General features: G+C 71.3%; 12 protein-coding genes. 6 read left to right on the top strand and 6 right to left on the bottom strand.

The features are described 5' to 3' along the window. The first annotated feature begins 28 nt into the window (after positions 1 to 28). The 4 genes from ACQ393_RS02550 to ACQ393_RS02565 all read left to right on the top strand — a co-directional run bounded on the left by ACQ393_RS02550 (position 29) and on the right by ACQ393_RS02565 (position 3,999). Complete coding sequence (locus ACQ393_RS02550) at positions 29 to 1,330, top strand: ABC transporter substrate-binding protein (RefSeq protein ID WP_430645249.1); 1,302 nt, start codon at positions 29 to 31, stop codon at positions 1,328 to 1,330. A 71-nt stretch (positions 1,331 to 1,401) separates the two neighbouring features. Next, positions 1,402 to 2,397 carry a carbohydrate ABC transporter permease gene (locus tag ACQ393_RS02555; RefSeq protein WP_430645250.1) on the top strand — a complete coding sequence of 332 codons (996 nt, stop codon included), beginning with the start codon at positions 1,402 to 1,404 and terminating at the stop codon, positions 2,395 to 2,397. After that, positions 2,394 to 3,317 carry a carbohydrate ABC transporter permease gene (locus ACQ393_RS02560; RefSeq protein ID WP_430645251.1) on the top strand — a complete coding sequence of 308 codons (924 nt, stop codon included), beginning with the start codon at positions 2,394 to 2,396 and terminating at the stop codon, positions 3,315 to 3,317. The genes ACQ393_RS02555 and ACQ393_RS02560 overlap by 4 nt, the downstream gene beginning before the upstream one ends. A 10-nt stretch (positions 3,318 to 3,327) precedes the next feature. Further along, entirely contained in the window at positions 3,328 to 3,999 is a 672-nt protein-coding gene (locus tag ACQ393_RS02565; RefSeq protein ID WP_430645252.1) for a hypothetical protein, read from the top strand. 295 nt (positions 4,000 to 4,294) lie between these two features. On the opposite strand, the gene ACQ393_RS02570 is transcribed toward ACQ393_RS02565, so the two are convergent. From ACQ393_RS02570 to ACQ393_RS02580, 3 genes are read right to left on the bottom strand one after another with little or no spacing between them, the layout of a single operon-like run. Further along, positions 4,295 to 6,628 (bottom strand): beta-galactosidase, encoded by a 2,334-nt coding sequence (locus ACQ393_RS02570; RefSeq protein ID WP_430645253.1) that lies wholly within the window; start codon positions 6,626 to 6,628, stop codon positions 4,295 to 4,297. Beyond that, positions 6,625 to 7,935 carry a cellulase-like family protein gene (locus tag ACQ393_RS02575; protein ID WP_430645254.1) on the bottom strand — a complete coding sequence of 437 codons (1,311 nt, stop codon included), beginning with the start codon at positions 7,933 to 7,935 and terminating at the stop codon, positions 6,625 to 6,627. The genes ACQ393_RS02570 and ACQ393_RS02575 overlap by 4 nt, the downstream gene beginning before the upstream one ends. Continuing rightward, the gene (locus ACQ393_RS02580; protein WP_430645255.1) at positions 7,932 to 11,210 is read right to left on the bottom strand and encodes a DUF5107 domain-containing protein; all 3,279 of its coding nucleotides are present in this window, start codon (positions 11,208 to 11,210) and stop codon (positions 7,932 to 7,934) included. The genes ACQ393_RS02575 and ACQ393_RS02580 overlap by 4 nt, the downstream gene beginning before the upstream one ends. A gap of 128 nt (positions 11,211 to 11,338) precedes the next feature. On the opposite strand from ACQ393_RS02580, the gene ACQ393_RS02585 reads away from it, so the two are divergent. Beyond that, positions 11,339 to 12,202, top strand: coding sequence for an AraC family ligand binding domain-containing protein (locus tag ACQ393_RS02585; protein WP_430645256.1), 864 nt, complete (start codon positions 11,339 to 11,341; stop codon positions 12,200 to 12,202). Between the two features lie 40 nt (positions 12,203 to 12,242). Here ACQ393_RS02585 and ACQ393_RS02590 read toward each other — a convergent pair whose 3' ends face one another. The 3 genes from ACQ393_RS02590 to ACQ393_RS02600 form a co-directional block, all read right to left on the bottom strand. Next, the gene (locus ACQ393_RS02590; protein ID WP_430645257.1) at positions 12,243 to 13,172 is read right to left on the bottom strand and encodes a carbohydrate ABC transporter permease; all 930 of its coding nucleotides are present in this window, start codon (positions 13,170 to 13,172) and stop codon (positions 12,243 to 12,245) included. Beyond that, entirely contained in the window at positions 13,166 to 14,143 is a 978-nt protein-coding gene (locus ACQ393_RS02595; RefSeq protein WP_430645258.1) for a carbohydrate ABC transporter permease, read from the bottom strand. Before ACQ393_RS02595 ends, ACQ393_RS02590 begins: the two co-directional genes overlap by 7 nt. Positions 14,144 to 14,215: 72 nt before the next feature. Then, on the bottom strand, positions 14,216 to 15,538 hold the full coding sequence (locus ACQ393_RS02600) for an ABC transporter substrate-binding protein (RefSeq protein ID WP_430645259.1): 1,323 nt from the start codon (positions 15,536 to 15,538) through the stop codon (positions 14,216 to 14,218). Positions 15,539 to 15,788: 250 nt separating this feature from the next. Between ACQ393_RS02600 and ACQ393_RS02605 the strand changes: the two genes are divergently transcribed. After that, positions 15,789 to 17,078, top strand: a complete 1,290-nt coding sequence (locus tag ACQ393_RS02605; RefSeq protein ID WP_430645260.1) for an ABC transporter substrate-binding protein — start codon at positions 15,789 to 15,791, stop codon at positions 17,076 to 17,078. Positions 17,079 to 17,127: the final 49 nt, after the last annotated feature.

A 17,127-nucleotide genomic window follows, 5' to 3' on the forward strand; every position in this document is an offset into this window, starting at 1 on the left:
AGACAGAGACGTTTCCGGGAGGACAACGATGTTCAACATTCGCACCCGACGCGCGGCACTCGCCGCAGCGGCGGTCACGGCGAGCGCCGCACTCGTGCTGACGGGCTGCTCCGGCGGCTCCGAGCCGGCCGCGACGTACGACCCCGACGAGGAAGTGACCCTCAACCTCGCCTTCTGGGGCAACGACGTGCGCGCCGACCTCTACGACCAGGCGATCGCGGCGTTCAACGAGGAGTACCCGAACATCACGGTGAACTCCTCCTTCCTCGGCTTCCCCGAGTTCTGGGAGAAGCGGCAGACCGAGGCGGCCGGCGGCGGCCTGCCCGACGTCATGCAGTTCGACTACTCCTACCTCCGCCAGTACTCCGAGAACGGGCTCCTCCTCGACCTCGAGCCCTACCTCGGCGAGATCATCGACACCGAGCCGCTCAGCGAGCAGATCCTCGGCATCGGCGTCGTGAACGGCGAGACCACGGGCATCCCGACCTCGACCAACGCGTGGGGCATGTTCACCAACCCGGTGCTCCTCGAGCAGGCCGGGGTGGAGGAGTTCGCCGGCGGCAGCTGGGAGGACTACAACGACTGGATGGCCGAGGTCACCGAGGCCTCCGGCGGCGAGGTCTACGGCGGCACCGACTGGACCGGCCGCATCCAGAACTTCGAGATCCAGCAGCGCGCCGCCGGTGAGGACCTCTTCACCGACGAGGGCGAGCCGAACTTCACCGAGGAGGACCTCGCGGCGTTCTGGGAGCAGGGCGACGCGATCCGCGAGTCCGGCACCGTCATCAGCCAGCAGGAGCTCGAGGAGATCTACCCGGTCTCGGGCTTCGACGCGGCGAAGACCGCGAGCGAGCTGACCTGGGACAACTTCGGCGCCGGCTACCTCGGCAACCTCGGCGAGGGCTACACCGAGCTCGGCCTCATCGCCCCGCCGGTCACCGAGGAGGGCGCGCAGGACCTCTACCTGAAGCCCTCGATGCTGCACTCGATCGCCGCGACGACCGACCACCCCGAGGCGGCCGCGACGCTCGTGAACTTCCTCGTGAACAGCCCCGAGGCGGGTGCGATCTTCGGCACCAACCGCGGACTGCCCGCGTCGGAGACCATGCTCGAGGGCGCTGAGCTCGACCCGCTCGGCGAGCAGATCCGCGCCTACGAGGAGTCGATCAGCGACCGTCTCGGCGACGCCCCGCCCGTGCCGATCGTCGGCTACGGCACCCTCGAGGAGAAGTTCCGCCAGCTCGGCACGGAGCTCGGCTTCGGCACCCTCACCGTGGACGAGGCCGTGAGCCAGTTCTTCTCCGAGATGGACGTCGTCCTGAACCAGTAGGGACCTCTCGGGTCCGGGCCCCGACGGCCCGGACCCGGAGTACCCTCGGCACGGAACCCGGGAGAGAGACCATGAGCACCACCCTGACGAGAGCGATCGTCACGGCCGACAAGGAAGGCCGCCAGCGCCTCCTCGGCCGTCGCGGCCCCGACACCCCCACGCGGCACGGACTGAAGGTCCGCAACCGTCGCGAGACGGCGACGGGCTACACCTTCCTCCTCCCGTGGATGATCGGCTTCCTGGGCCTGACCCTCGGCCCGATGATCTACTCGCTGTACCTCGCGTTCACGAAGTACAACCTCTTCACCGAGCCCGAGTGGATCGGGCTGGACAACTTCGTGCGCATGTTCACGGAGGACCCGCAGTACATCCAGTCGGTGCAGATCACGCTGGTGTACGTGCTGGTCGGCACCCCGATCAAGCTCGCCGCTGCGCTCGCGGTCGCGATGCTGCTGAACTACCGCGACCGGGGCTCGACGTTCTTCCGTTCGTCGTTCTACGCTCCGTCGCTGATCGGCGCGTCGGTGTCGGTCGCGATCGTGTGGCGGGCGATGTTCTCCACCGACGGGCCGGTCGACAACACCCTGTCGTTCTTCGGCATCGAGATCGGCGGGTGGGTCGGCAACGTGGCCCTGGTGCTGCCGATGATGATCCTGCTCGCGGTGTGGCAGTTCGGCGCCCCGATGGTGATCTTCCTCGCGGGCCTGAAGCAGGTGCCGCGGGAGCTGTACGAGGCGGCCGAGGTCGACGGCGCCGGCCCGATCCGGAAGTTCCGCTCGGTGACCTTCCCCATGCTCTCGAGCGTGATCTTCTTCAACCTGCTGCTCGAGCTGATCAACGCGTTCCAGGTGTTCGCGTCGGCGTACATCATCTCCAACGGCTCGGGCGGCCCGGCGGGCATGACGAACTTCTACACCGTCTACCTCTACAAGCGCGGCTTCGCCGACCTGCAGATGGGCTACGCCGCCGCGATGGCGTGGGTCCTCGTGATCGTGGTCGCGATCATCGCCGCCATCCTCTTCAAGACCCAGAAGTCGTGGGTCCACTACGCGGGAGACAACCGATGAGCACCTCCACCATCGAGCAGCCCCGAGCCGAGTTCCTCGAGGTCGAGCTCCAGGAGCGCGGCGACGGCGGTCGCCGCCGCATCAAGCGCAAGACGATCAACACGATCATCTGGTTCGTGGTGCTCGCGATCCTGACCGCGATCGTGCTCTATCCGCTCGTATGGCTCTTCATCGCCACGTTCAAGCCGTCCAGCGAGTTCGGCCAGAACCCCGGCCTGATCCCCGACAACCCGACGATCGACAACTACTTCAAGGTGCTCGAGGGCATCGCGGGCGTGCCGCTGTGGCGGTTCTTCGCGAACTCGACCTTCATCGCGGTGATGGCCGTGATCGGGACCCTGTTCTCCTCGGCGCTGGCCGCGTACGCGTTCGCGCGGGTGCAGTTCAAGGGCGTCGGGATCCTGTTCGCCGCGATGATCGGCACGTTGCTGCTGCCGTTCCACGTCGTGATCATCCCGCAGTACATCATGTTCCAGAAGCTCGAACTCGTGGACACGTACTGGCCGCTGATCCTGCCGAAGTTCCTCGCGACCGAGGCGTTCTTCGTGTTCCTGATCGTGCAGTTCATCCGCAACATCCCGCGCGACATGGACGAGGCGGCCCGCATCGACGGCGCCGGCCACTGGCGCACGTTCTTCTCGATCATCCTGCCGCTGATCAAGCCGGCCCTGATCACGTCCGCGATCTTCACGTTCATCTGGACCTGGAACGACTTCCTCGGCCCGCTGCTCTACGTCAACAGCCCCGAGCAGTACCCGCTGCCGGTCGCGCTGCGCCTCTACAACGACCAGACCTCCACCTCGGACTACGGCGCCACCGTCGCGGTCTCCTTCCTCGCGCTGCTGCCGATCCTGATCTTCTTCATCGTGTTCCAGCGCTTCCTCGTCGACGGCGTCGCCACCCAGGGGCTCAAGGGCTAGGGGCGAGCGGATGTCTCCGGCAGGCGGTCGCTCCGAACGTGCGGCGCGTCGCGACGAGCGGTCGGGCTCCGGTCCGGTCCGCTCGGGCGCGGCGCCCGCGCGCTTCCCGGGTGCGACGAGCGCGTTCGGGCTGCTCGGCGAGGTGCTCCTCGTGGGCGTGCTCGTCGCGCTGGTCGCGATCCCGCTCGTGACCCTGCCCGCGGCGCTCGCCGCCGGTGTGCGGCACCTGCGGCGGTACCTGCTCGCGGAGGGCTCGAAGCTCGGCCTGTTCTGGGCCGACGTGCGGGCCGGACTCCTCGGCGGGATCGGCGTGGGCGCGGCATCCGTCGTGATCGTGCTCGTGCTGCTGCTCGACATCGACCTGGCGAGCAGCGGTGCGCTGCCAGGCGGGCCGGTCGTCGCGGCGGTCGGCTGGCTCGGCCTCGCGGCGCTCGCGCTCGCGCTCTTCACGGCGGCCGGCCTCTGGACGCCGGAGCTCGGCTGGCTGGGCGCGCTGCGCGCGGCACCGCGCGCGGTGGCGGGCGACCCGGTCGGGGCGGCGTACCTCGTGGCCTCGGCGGTGTTCGCGGTCGTCGTGACGTGGCAGCTGTTCCCGCTCGTCGTGCCGGCGCTCGGCTGCGTCGCGCTCGCGATCGTCGCCGTGCCCGAGCGGCCGCGGCGGCGTCGCGTCGACGCGGACTGAGCTTCACGCGCCCGTCCGCGCGCCGCGCGCAGGCGCGTCACTCATCGAAACGTCGCAGATGCAGGGTGCGGCTGTGCATTTGCGACTTCTCGGGGAGCGGAGGTGCGATGCCGGGCCAGCGGCCCAGATCGAGAAGTCGCGAATGCAGGGTGCGACTGTGCATGTGCGACTTCTCGCGGTGCGGGGGTGCGGGGGTGCGGGGGTGCGGGGGTGCTGAGGTGAGACACTGCGCCGGCGGCAAGCGATCGAGACGTCGCAGATGCAGGGTGCGGCCGTGCAGACGCGACGTCTCGATTCAGGGGATGGCTCGCCAGACGGTCGACCGGAGGCCGACGAGTCGATCCAGCGAGCCGAGCGGACCGTCGTGGGCCTGACGGCCGGCGGCCGCCACGGGCGGCAGGTGGATCTCGACGTCGGGGTGGAGTTGCAGGATGCGCAGCACGACCTCCGCACCGGCGTGCACCCCGGCCGCGTCGAGGTCGATGAGCCAGGGCGTGCCGTCCCAGAAGCGGTCGGCGACCGTGCGGCCGTCGATCTCGAGCGTCGCCACGTCGCCCGCCCACTCGACGAGGAGCGTGCGCAGGACGCCGTCCTCCGGTGAGCCGAGTCCCCCGAGCGGGATGCGCACCGCGAGCCGGTCGAGGTCGTCGGCGGTCGGCGCGGCACGGCGAGCGGGCGTACCGCCGAAGTCGACGCGGGTGAGGTTCGGGTCGAACCGCACGACCTCCGTGTGCCTGACGGGGAGACGCTGCGACTCCATCCCGTCGAAGGCGACACCGACGAAGGCGCCGGCGGTCGGGTCGTAGCGCTCGACGAGCGGCATCCGGTCGGACCGGGCGCGGAGTGCGCCGTCGTCGAGCCACAGCGGACTGCGCGAGCGCAGCACCATCCGCTCGCCCGAGCACGCGTCGAGCACCCAGAGTCCGTCGGCCCACGCCGCCGGGAGCACGAGCACGTCGAGTGCCGAGCCGTCGTCGCGGAATCGGAGCACCGCGTCGGCGTCGCCGTGCGACGGTGCGGCGACCACGACCGGCGCGGCCGCGCCATCCGCCCGCACCGCCACCTCGGGGGTGATGCCCGCCTCGGCGAGCAGCACGAGCGTCGGCACGTCCCCGCCGAGCACCGTCAGCACCGATGCGGTCGCCCACTCCACGATTGCGCCGCCGAGCGCGAGGCCGAGGGGCCAACGTGCGACCGTGCCGGGCGGGATCGTGAGCGCGGGTCGGTCGGCGGGCGGCACGACCACGTTCCGCGTGTCGAACTCGACCTCGAAGCGCACCCCGTCGACGGGCTCGAGCTGCTCGAACGCCTGGTGGTGCCCGATGAACAGGAACCCCGTGTCGCCGTCCGAGCGGACGGCCCACCTGAGCGTGTCGCGATCGTCATCGCCCCGCGGCATCCGCTCGGGCAGGACCGACGTCATGGGGGCGAGGTGGTCGCCGACGGCGGCGAGGAACGCGTGCTGCAGGCGCAACGCCGCATGGCTCGGCGCGAGCAGCCCCGCCGCGCCGATCGGCGCATGGAAGTCGTAGTCGAAGCGCGGCAGGTCGTTCGGGTAGCCGGTCGCGAGCGACTCCTGCAGGCCGTCGCCCGGGTTCAGGCCGCCCGCGTACATGTAGTAGCCCTGCCAGTTCGAGCCGGAGCCGAGCTTCGCGTTCGCGACCGCCGCGAGATCGAGCGCGCCGGGCAGGGGGCGACGGTGATAGGCGGTCGCCATGCCGCCGCCGAGCTCGCACGTCGCGACCGGGAAGTCGGGGGAGGCCGCCGCGCGGGTGCGCGGCGGGGCCGCGGCCACGGGGGTCGCCGCGCCATCCGCTCGCTCCCCGCGGAGGTCGGCGCCGATGCCTGGGTCGTCCCAGTCGTGCGCGAAGCGGAAATGCGCACGGAAGCTCGACGGCCATGGCGCTTCCGCGTCGACCCAGAACCCGTCGGCGTACCCGCCGAACACGGGCATCACGACGTCCGGCGGGAGGTCCGCGCCGTCCCAGGCCGTGGCCGTCCAGATCGGCGCCGAGAGGCCGGCGTCTCGCGCGAGGCCGACGAGCGTCGCGAGGTGACCCGGCTGGTCGATGAGCTCGTTCTCGACCTGGATGCCGATGATCGGGGAGTCGGGGCCGCAGAGTGGCCCGAGTTCGCGGCCGATCGCGGCGAACCAGCCGCGGACGAGGCTCAGGTACGCGGGGTCGTCGGTGCGATGGGCGACGGATGCCGCAGCCACCCAGTCCGGGAATCCGCCGTTGCGCACCTCGCCGTGGCACCACGGGCCGACGCGCACGACGACGTCGAGCCCCACCTCCGCCGCGAGCCGCACGAAGGCGGCGAGGTCGAGCCCGTCCGTGAAACGCGGCGCGCCGCGCACCGGCTCGTGGTGGATCCAGATCACGTAGGTCGAGACGACCGTGACGCCGCCCGAGCGCATGAGCTGCAGTCGCTCTCGCCACTGCGCGCGAGGCACGCGCGAGAAGTGCAGCTCACCCGAGACCGGGATCGCGGGCCGCCCGTCGAGCTCGACGTACCGGCTCGTGAGCGCGATCCGATGGTGGCGGTCGCGCCCGTTCGACATCGCCGGTCGCGTCAGCGGCGGCGGGGTCACGCGTGCGGCGAGCCGCAGCGGCATCCGCTCGGTCACCGACTGGCCCCGGTGACGAGACCGGTCATGCGACGTTGCCAGTCGACGTCGGCCCACATCGGATGGTGCGGCGCCGCGTTCGAGCACGTGACGACGCCCCACACCCCGTTGGCGAGCGCCGTCCGGATGCCGTGCTCGGCGAGCTCGAGCCCGAAGCCGGTCTCCTCGAAGCGCCCGTCGCGCGGTGTGTAGCCCACCCAGCCCTCGCCGATCGCGGCGGGGACCTCGCGCCATCGCGACCATTCGGCGACCGCGACGACCCGCGACTCGACCTCGCGGCGCATGACCTCGCGGTACGGCTCGAGGTGCTCGGCGAGCCATCCGTCCCACTTCGCCGGGTCGATCCAGTCGTAGCCGTAGATCATCTGGTCGGTGACGACGGTCGCCTGCAGCTTCCAGTCGGCCGCGCTGCCGTACTCGGCGAACGTCGGCGCATCGTCGCGCAGCAGGGCGCGGAGGTCGGCGTTCGGGAAGCCCTCGGTGCCCTCGGAGCGGATGTCGATGCGCCGCTGCAGGGCGTCGAGCACGCCGTACGAGTAGACGTGGAACTGCGCGACGTCGAGGGCTTCGGACACCCGATGCATCGCAAGGTGGGGCGGCTTGCCGTAGCTCGCCGTCACGAGCCGGCCGTGATGCCGCGATCGGAGCCACCCGAGCACAGCCTCGCCGCCGCGCTCGATGGGCGGGAGGATCGAGAAGTCGACCTCGTTGTGCAGCTCGGTGAACGCGATCGCGTCGCCGAGGCCCGCATGCTCGAGGTCGGTGAGCAGGCGGTCGAAGGCATCCCCGAGCACCCGGTCGCGCTCGTCGACCGGGACCGCGTCGAGCGCCCGGAACCATGCCGGGTCCGCCGCGAACGCGGGCGTCTGCTGGTACTCCCAGCTCGAGAGGATGACGGACACGCCGCTCCGCTTCGCCGTCTCGACGAGCTCGAAGAGGCGGGCGCGCACATCGAGGCGGTACCCGCCAGGCGCGTCGTACCACCGGGTCCGTTGTCCGTAGAAGCCGCCCGTCGGGGCGGCGCCGAGTCCCTCGACCTCGAGGTCGCGTGCGAGCGCGTCGAGACCGAGCGTCCCGGCGACGAGGATCGGCGCGGCGCAGATGCGGACGGCGTTGTAGCCGCGATCGACGGTCTCCGTCATCGCCCGGTCGAGGTCGGCGAACGGCTCCCCCTCGCCGGCGCGCGTGATCCACGAGAAGTCCCACAGGCAGATCGCGAGGCGATTCGGAAGGTGCTCGGGGATCGGGCCGGTGAGCGTCTGGTCCGGTTCCGCGGTGAGCGGGGTGCCGAGGTAGCGCTCGGTCATGCGGCGCGCACCTCCCCGAGCCGGCCCGCCGTCGCGAGCTCCCGGAGGCGGCCGGCCTGCGCCCGTCGCCGCTCTGCGGTGTCGACCGAGAACAGCAGCAGTTCCGGGACGGAGGTCGCGAAGTAGTCGACTCGGTCGGCGGCGGCATCGAGCGCGTCCGCGCGGTCCTCGAGCGAGCGCCAGACGGCGAGGGCGCCCGTCTCATCGCCGAGCCGGGTGCGGGCGATGCCGATCCACGCGTCGCGTTCGTCGGGCGTGCGCGACGCCGCGGCGAGCGGACCGCCGCCGAGCGCGCGCTGCCAGGCGGTGCGAGCCCCGTCGCGGTCGCCCAGCTCGTGCAGGGCGTCGCCGAGGAGGACGAACCGCTCGGCCACGGGATCGGCGGGATGGCGACCCTCGCCCAGGTGCTCGGGAACGCGGATGCCCTCGCGGAGCAGGTCCGCCGCGGCTCGCGCGTCGCCCTGCGCCATCAGGTCGCGCGCGACCGCGGCGCCCGCGCGATCGAACACGCGGATGACCTGGCCCTCTCCGCCCTCGAACGGCTGGAAGGCTCGGCCGTCGAGGAACGCGAGCGCGTCGGAGGCTCGTCCGACGTCGACGAGCAGGTTCGCGTACGCGATCGCGAGGTCATCGCGGATGAGGACCTCGTGCCCGGCTGCTTCGACGGCGGCGAGCCGCTCGATCGACGGCACGTGGCGGATGGCGGCGAGCTGGTCGCGCTCGTAGACGAGCCTCGCGTCACCGGGACTGCGCCGGAGCGCCTCGCCGTAGCGTCGGTCGGCTTCCGCGAGGTCGCCGCCCGCGTTCACCAGTGCCACGGCGGCGTTGCGCCACACGACCGGGTCGTCGATGCCGGCGGCGATCGCGTCGTCGAGGGCGTGGAGCGCGGCCTCGGTGCGGCCCGCGTCGAGCAGCCAGCAGCCGAGGTATCCGGCGGTCCGCGCATTCCCCTGGTCGATCTCGAGGGCCGCCTCGATCGCCTGCAGGTCGTCGAGCCCGTGCGGGAACGCGAGCGTCGGATCGGCGGCCACCGCGTCGGCGCGTGCGGTCGCGGCATCCGTCGGCCGGTCGACCACGTCGAGGAATGCCGCCAGCGCGTACGCGGCGAGCGGCGCCGGATTGCCGAACGGCGTGACCGGCGCGGCCGACGCCCGCTCCGCGAGCGCGATGCCGCGGGGGCGATCGCCCATGCGGAACACCTCGTGCGCCATGGTCAGCAGGGTACGCGGGTCGACGGGGTCGAGGGCGTCGTCGAGTGCCGCGAGCAGCGGATCGAGCGGATCGACGGCGCGCGCCCGATCGAGGTCGCGGGAGGCGTCGGCGCCCCGGCCGAGCGCGCGGAGCGCGACCACACGGCTCGCGATCGCGGCCGTGCTCGCCGGATCGGCGGCGCAGGCGGTGTCGGCGAACGCCAGCGAGAGCTCGGCGTCGCCGGTCGCGAGGGCGAGTCGCGCCCGGCCGAGCGCCACGGGCAGCGCGAGGGCGCCGTCCCAGCCCGCCTTCCCGAACGCATCCGCCGCGCCATCCCGCCGGCCGAGACGCTCGAGCACCAGCGCGCGCAGCAGGTGCGCGTCGCCGTGCTCGGGATTGAGGTTCCGGCGCGTGAGTCGCTCGAGTGCGGTGTCGACGTGCGCGAGTGCGGTCGCGAGCTCGCCGCGCGCGAACGCGATGCGGGCGAGCTGCAGGCGGGCCCGGGAGTCCCCGGGGTCCCGCCGGACCGCCTCGAGGAAGTACGGCTCGGCAGGCCTCGTCGGATGCCGGTACTGGACCAGGTGGAGCCCCGTGAGGACGAGCTCGTCGGTGCCCGCGATCTCGTCGGGCGCCGCGGGCTCGGTCGCCACCCACGGCTCGCCGGGGACGGCGGCGTGCGGGCGCCAGGCGACGAGGCTGCGTTCGCCGACCATGACGTCGACCTCGAGGTCGTCCCGCGACGAGATGCCGAGGGCGGGGTCGAGGTCGAGCGTCGCCGTGAAGGGCGCACCCGGCGCGATCGCGGCGAACCACTCTCCCAGGTCGGCGCCGCCGCGGCGCCGGAGCACGACCCGCACGACGTCGTGCGCGGCCGTCGTCACGACGCCGACCCGCGCGGACGAGGCATCCGCCTCGAGCCCGAGTGCCGCCTCGAGGGTCGCCTGCACCGCGGGCCCGATCGCCTGGATCGGGTACCAGAACTGGCTGAAGCGCCGGGTCTCGCCGGGCGCGAGCCAGCTGAAGTCGGGCTGGTTGTCGGTGAAGACGCCGGCCATGAGCTCGACGTACGGGCCGTCGTCGTCCGTCAGGTGGCGATCCCACGCCTGCCCGACCTCGCCGGCACCCCAGGTCCATTGCTTCTTCCCCGGGGCGATCGCGCGATCGGCCCAGTGCACGAAGCCTGCTCCGGCGTCGTGATCGTAGCCGCCGAAGAAGTCGTCGACGGTGTCGGTGATCATGTACGAGGTCGGTACCGGGATGTTCGAGGCGACATCGATGCGATCGGCACCCGGGCGTTCGGCGGCCAACGCCGGGTAGTCGACGCCGTAGTACGGGCGGTCCGCGGCGGGGAACGCGGTGATCGCGCGACGCGCGTGGTCGGCGACGTACCGGACGTCAGTGGGGAAGAACGACTGGTAGCGCTCGTGCGAACGCGCCGCGACGTTGGCCCACCACAGGAACGTCTGGGGGACGTCGGTCCGGTTCACGAGGGTCGCCTCGAGCTCGATCGCCGACGAGTCGCCCCGGAGGCGGATGCCGTGCGTGCCCCGCATGCGCTGCAGCGGATCGAGGTCGGAGTGCCACACGACGACCTCGTCGTCGCCCGCACGCTCGATGTGCGTCTCCACCGGGAGGAACGTCGCGGGGCGATGGTGCTGGGGCCAGTTGAACTCGACCCCGCCCGACACCCACGGCCCGGCGAGCCCGACGAGCGCCGGCTTGATCACGTTGTTGCGGTAGAAGAAGTCGTAGTCACGCGTCTTGTCGTACCCGATGTGGATGCGCCCGCCGAGTTCGGGGAGCAGTACCAGCCGGACCCACCGGTTCTCGAGATGGATGGCGCGCCAGGTGCGCGGCCGGGACACCGCCTCGATGCGGTCGGTGAAGGGGATCGGGTAGACCCGCCCGCTCGAGCCCTGGTAGACCCGGCGGTCGAGGAAGAGCGGATAGCGGTCGGGCTCCGCAGGCTCGTAGGTCTGGATGACGAGCGCCTCCTCCCAGCACGCGACGCCGCCCGCCTCGAGTCGAGCCCGCTCGGCGGGCGGCGGTCCGGGAAGCTGGATGCGACGGTGCAGGGAACTCACGCGATCGAGCGTAGGTGCGTGCGCACGCCGCGGACATGGCCGATCACCGGTGCGGCATGGACGTTCCGATGATCGCCGGCGCAGGCGCATGCGCGGCTTCGGGGGGCGACCGGTGCGAGGATGAAGGGATGGAGCGTCGAGACGGGTTCGAGCACCAGCGATTGTGCGTCGTGCCGCGACCGCTCGTCGACGCAGCGCTCTCCCGACCCGTGACCCGGCGTCTCGTCGTGACCGACGCCGGGCTGTTCCCGGCGGCGGAGGGGCATGTGCGACGCCGGCCGCGCGGCGCGGCCGAGGCGATCGTGATCGTGTGCATCGACGGCAGCGGATGGGTCGACCTCGCCGGCGCCCGCACGCGCGTCGCTCCCGGGACCGCGGTGCTGATCCCACCGGGCGCCCCGCACGCCTACGGCGCCGCCGACGATCGGCCGTGGACGATCTGGTGGTGCCACCTCCGGGGCAGCGACCTCGGCGACCTGTGGGAGGCCGTCGGCGCGTCGGCGGAGCGGCCGACGGTCTCACTCCGGGCGCTCGACCGCGTCACGGCGCTGCTCGACGAGATCGTCTCAGGGCTCGAACGCGACCAGTCTCCCGCCCGGCTGCTCGCGACCTCAGGCATCGCGTGGCGGCTCATGACGCAGCTCGCGGTCGACCGGCGACTGCCCGAGCAGGGCGAACCCCTCGAACGCGCGATGCGCTATTTGGAGGAGCGGGTGGACGGAAGCATCCGGGTGAACGACCTCGCGCGCCTCGTCGGCGTCTCGGCGTCCCACCTCGGGGCGCTCTTCCGAGAGGCGACCGGCGGTGGCGTCCTCGCCCATCACACCGCGCTGAAGATGGCCCGCGCGCGGCTCCTGCTCGACACGACCGACCTGCACGTCGCCGAGGTCGGCCGCGAGATCGGCTACGCCGACCCGTTCTACTTCTCCCGCCAGTTCAGCAGGATGCACGGCATGAGCCCGACGGCCTACCGCGAGCACCGCAAGGGGTGAGGCGACGGATGTCGCGCCGCCGCGGCATCCGTCATCGCCCTCAGCCCTTCGTGGCGCCGGCCGTCAGGTCGGCGCGCCAGAACCGCTGCAGCGAGACCATGAGGACGACGAGCAGGATGACGGAGACGGCCGAGCCGGTGACCACCAGGGTCGTGAAGGCGGGGTCGCGCTGCGTCTGGGAGTTCCAGAGGGTGAGGCCGAGCGTGATCGGGAACCGCTTCGGGTCGTTCAGCATCACCAGCGGCAGCAGGTAGTTGTTCCAGATCGTCACGAACTGGAACAGGAAGACCGTGACGATCGCGGGGGTCATCATGCGGGTCGCGATGCCGCCGAAGATGCGCAGGTCGCCGGCGCCGTCGATCCGCGCCGCCTCGATCACCTCGTCGGGGACCGAGGCGTTCGCGTGGATGCGCGCGAGGTAGACGCCGAAGGGACTGACCGTGCACGGCAGCAGGACGCTCCAGTACGTACCGGTGAGGCCGACGGTGTTCAGCAGGAAGTAGAGCGGGAGCGCGATGACGGTCGCCGGGACGAGCACGCCGCCGAGGACGGTCCAGAACACCGCCTCCTTCGCCGGGAAGTCGTACTTGGCGAACGCGTACCCGGCGGCGACCGAGAGCACGGTCGCCACGGCGGCGCCCACGCCCGAGTAGACGACGCTGTTCACGATCCAGAGCGAGAAGGCGCCGCCGTCCTGCGTGAAGAGGTCGACGAGGTTCGCCCAAGCCTGCGGGCTGTCGGAGAACCACAGACCGAAGGTCGAGTACAGGTCGCCCGGGGACTTCGTCGCGGCGATGAGCACCCAGGCGATGGGGAGCACGAAGTAGATCGCGGTGAGGACGAGCAGGCCGTTCACGGCGACGGAACTCGCGGCGGAGCGTCGCGCGCGCCGACTCGTCTCGCGGTCGGGGCCGTGGGCTCGGCCCTGGTGGTCGACGGATGTCGCGGCCGGGGCGATCGAGGTCACCATGCGCGGTTCCCCTTCCGGTTGACGATCCGCAGGAACAGGGCGGAGAAGCCGAACGCGAGCAGCGCCACGATGACGGCCATCGCCGCGGCGAGGTTCGGATTGCCCTGCGCGAACGCCTGGTTGTAGGCGGCGAGGTTCGGGGTGTAGTCGGAGCTGATGGCGGTCGTCAGGGGGCGGAGCACGAGCGGTTCGACGAAGAGCTGCAGCGTGCCGATGATCGTGAAGAGGGTGATGAGCACGATCGACGGGCGGATGAGCGGGAGCTTGATATGCCAGATGAGTCGCCACTCGCCCGCACCGTCGAGTCGCGCGGCCTCGTAGAGCTCTGCGGGGATGGCGTCGAGGGCGGCGATCAGGATCAGCATGTTGTAGCCGGCGAAGCCCCAGAGCGCGATGTTCGCGATGGCGAAGAGCACGGCGTCGGAGCTCAGGGGGTTCACCCCGTCGACGCCGAGCGCTCCGAGGGCCTGCAGCACGGGGCTCGTCGCCGGGATGTAGAGGAAGCCCCACAGGAGTGATGCGATGACGCCGGGCACGCCGTAGGGCATGAAGTACGTCACCCGGAAGATGCGGGGGAACCGTGCGGTCGCGGCGCCGAGCAGGAGCGCGAGCCCGAGCGCGGTGACGACCATGAGGGGGACCTCGATCCCCGCGAACGCGAGCAGGCGGCCGAGGCTCGAGAGGAAGGACGAGCTCGTCAAGGCGCCGACGTAGTTGTCGAGGCCGACGAACTCGCGGGTCGGCGCACCGAGCCCGAGACCGCTCGAGCGCTGCGTGAACAGGCTGTCGACGACGGCGAACACGATCGGGGCGATGAAGAACGCGGCGAACATCACGAGGAACGGGATGAGCAGCACCCACAGGGCACCGGGGGTCCGGCGTCGGCGACGGAATGCCGGCGCGGGCGCGTCGCCTGGCGCGATCGGCGTCCGCCGCGCGCGGTCCGGCGCGGCGGTGTCGGTGGCGGTCACGTTGGGGCTCCTCGTGCTGGTGGGAATACGGGGAGGGCGTGCCGGACCGTCCGGCCCGGCACGCCCGTCGGTTCACTCGGCGACCGAGATGCCCTTGTCCTCGAGCGCCGCGGTGAAGTCCTCCTGCGTCTGCCGGTACGCCTCGGTCAGCGGCGTTCCCGACTCGACGGCGGACTTCACGTTGTCGGTGAGGTCGGCGAAGAGCGTCTGCGAGAGCGGCGGCCACTTCCACGTCGCGGCGACCGCGGCGTCCGACTCGGCGAACACGTCCCAGATGTCCTGTCCGCCGTAGAAGGCGAACACCTCGGGGTCGTCCTGGAGGCTGTCGATCGACTCGAGGTCGGTGATGGCCGGCCACCCGGCGCCGATGCTGGTGAGGATGCTCACGCTCTCCGGGTCGCTGTTGAGCCAGAGCGCGAACTCCGCGGCCTCAGCCGGGTGCTCGGAGCCCTTGAGGACGACGTTGGCGGAGCCCCCGGCCCAGGTCGCGGAGACGGTCTCGCCCTCGCTCCACTGCGGCATCGCCGCGACGGCCCAGTTTCCGGCGGTGTCGGGTGCGGTACCGCGGACGATCGCGTCGGCCCAGGATCCCGAGATCCAGCTCGCGACGTTGCCGTTCTGGATGTCGGCGTTCCACTCGCTGGAGAAGTCGGCCTCGATCTTCACGAGGTCCTCGTCGATGAGCTTCTGCCAGAACTCGGCGACCTTGAGCGTCTCGTCGTCGTCGATCGCGACCTTCCAGGCGTCGCCGTCGACGGTGAACCACTCGCCCCCGCCTTGCTGGGACAGGCCGATGAGCCACGGCGCCTGGTTGAAGGCGAAGGCCGCGATGTAGCGGTCCGGGTCGGACGCGCGGATGGCCTTGGCCGCCTCGTAGTACTCGTCCCATGTGGTCGGGGCCGCAAGCCCGAGCGAGTCGAAGATGTCCTTGCGGTAGAACTGGCCGAGCGGGCCGGAGGCCTGCGGGACGGCGTAGACGCGGTCGTCGAAGACGCCCGTCTCCCACTGCCACTCGGTGAAGCGGTCGCCGGCGTCGCCGACGTGGTCGGTGATGTCCTCGAGCGCGTCGTTCACGAGGAACTCGGGGATGGCGTCGTAGCCGACCTGGGCGACATCCGCGGGGTTGCCGGCCTGTACCGCGGAGATCATCTTCGCGTACCCGCCGTCCGGACCGGCGGTGATCGTCTCGAGCGTGACGTGGATGTCGTCGTGGGCGTCGTTGAACGCGTCAACCGCTTGGTCGATGTTCGGGACCCAGGACTGGAACGTGAGCTCGACCGGTTCGCCGGAGTCGGCGGACTCCGAGCCGGCGGCGCACGATGCGAGGCCGATCACGGCGACCGCGGCGACGGCGACGCCGGCGACCGCGCGGCGACGGGCGCGATGCTGCTGCATGGGAATGCTCCTTTGCATGGTGTGGGGAAGCGGTGCGGAGGCGACGCTACGCGCGGCCGGCATGCGATCCCATAGCCGATCGCCCCTGCAGCATGGACGATCCGATGATCCGACGCGTTGCGGGGGCGACGGAGGGCGGCCAGGTCGGACACTCGGGTGTTGACCAACTGAATCGTTGCACGCTATGGTGCCGGGAAGCGCTTTCCCAGAGCGCAGCAGCACCTCTCACCCCACTGCACGGAGGACGACGATGTTCACGAGGAAGAACGGCCGCCACTGGCTCACCGCCGCGGCCATCACGGGGGCCGCGGCCCTCGCCCTGACCGGGTGCTCGGGCGCCGGCGACGCCGGCGGCGAGTACGATCCCGAGGCGGAGGTGACGCTGAACTTCACCTGGTGGGGCAACGACGACCGCGCCGACCGCTACGGGCAGCTCATCGAGGCCTTCGAGGCCGAGCACCCCAACATCACGATCGACGGCACCTTCACCGACTTCCCCTCGTACTGGGAGAAGCGCAAGACCGAGGCGGCCGGCGGCGGCCTGCCCGACGTGTGGCAGTTCTCCGACTCCTACCTCCGCGAGTACGCCGAGCCGGGCCTGCTGCTCGACCTCGAGACGGTCGGCGACTACATCGACTTCGACGCGTTCGACGACGGCCTCAAGCAGACCGGCCAGCTCGAGGGCACGCAGTACTCGCTGCCGACCGGCTACAGCGCCTGGGCGGTGTTCCTCAACGACCAGCTCATCGCCGACGCGGGCGTCGAGCCCTACGAGGGCGGCACGTCGTACGACGAGTACACCGAGTGGATGGCCGAGGTCACCGAGGCCACGGGCGGCGAGGTCTACGGCGGCACCGACATGACGCAGCGCATCCAGACGTTCGAGAACGTGCTGCGCGCGCAGGGCGGCAACCTCTACACCGAGGACGGCGAGCTCGGCTTCACCGAGGACGAGCTGGCCGACTTCTGGAACTCGGGCGCCGAGGCGCGCGACGGCGTCGCGATCCCGCAGCAGCAGCTCGAGGAGATCGCCCCGATCTCGGGCTTCGGCTCGAACCGCACCGCGAGCGAGGCGAGCTGGAGCAACTTCCTCGGCGGCTACCTCGCCGACTCGGGCGCCGAGTCGGTGACCATGGTCGCCCCGCCCATCGACGAGGCCGGCGGCAAGGACCTCTACCGGCAGGCCGGCCTGCAGATGGCGATCTCGGCCGACACCGAGCACCCCGAGGCGGCCGCGCTGTGGCTCGACTTCGTCGTGAACAGCGAGGAGGCCGGCGAGGTCTTCGGCACCACGCTCGGCTTCCCGGCCTCGGAGACGAAGCTCGCCGGCACGACCCTCGAGGGCGTCGACGCGCAGGTCGCCGACTACCTCGACTCGGTGGCCGACCGCATCGGCGACGCCCCGCCGGTGCCGGTCGTCGGGTACGGCTCACTCGAGCAGACCTTCTGGGACCTCGGCAAGTCGATCGGGCTCGGCGCGATCACCGTCGACGAGGCCGTGGACCAGTTCTTCACCGAGGCGAACGTCATCCTCGGCTGACCTGATCCAGCTCGCGGGCGCCGGCTCCCACACGGGGGTCGGCGCCCGC

It is taken from the genome of Agromyces sp. GXS1127 (genome assembly GCF_050565425.1).
Classification (GTDB): Bacteria; Actinomycetota; Actinomycetes; order Actinomycetales; family Microbacteriaceae; genus Agromyces.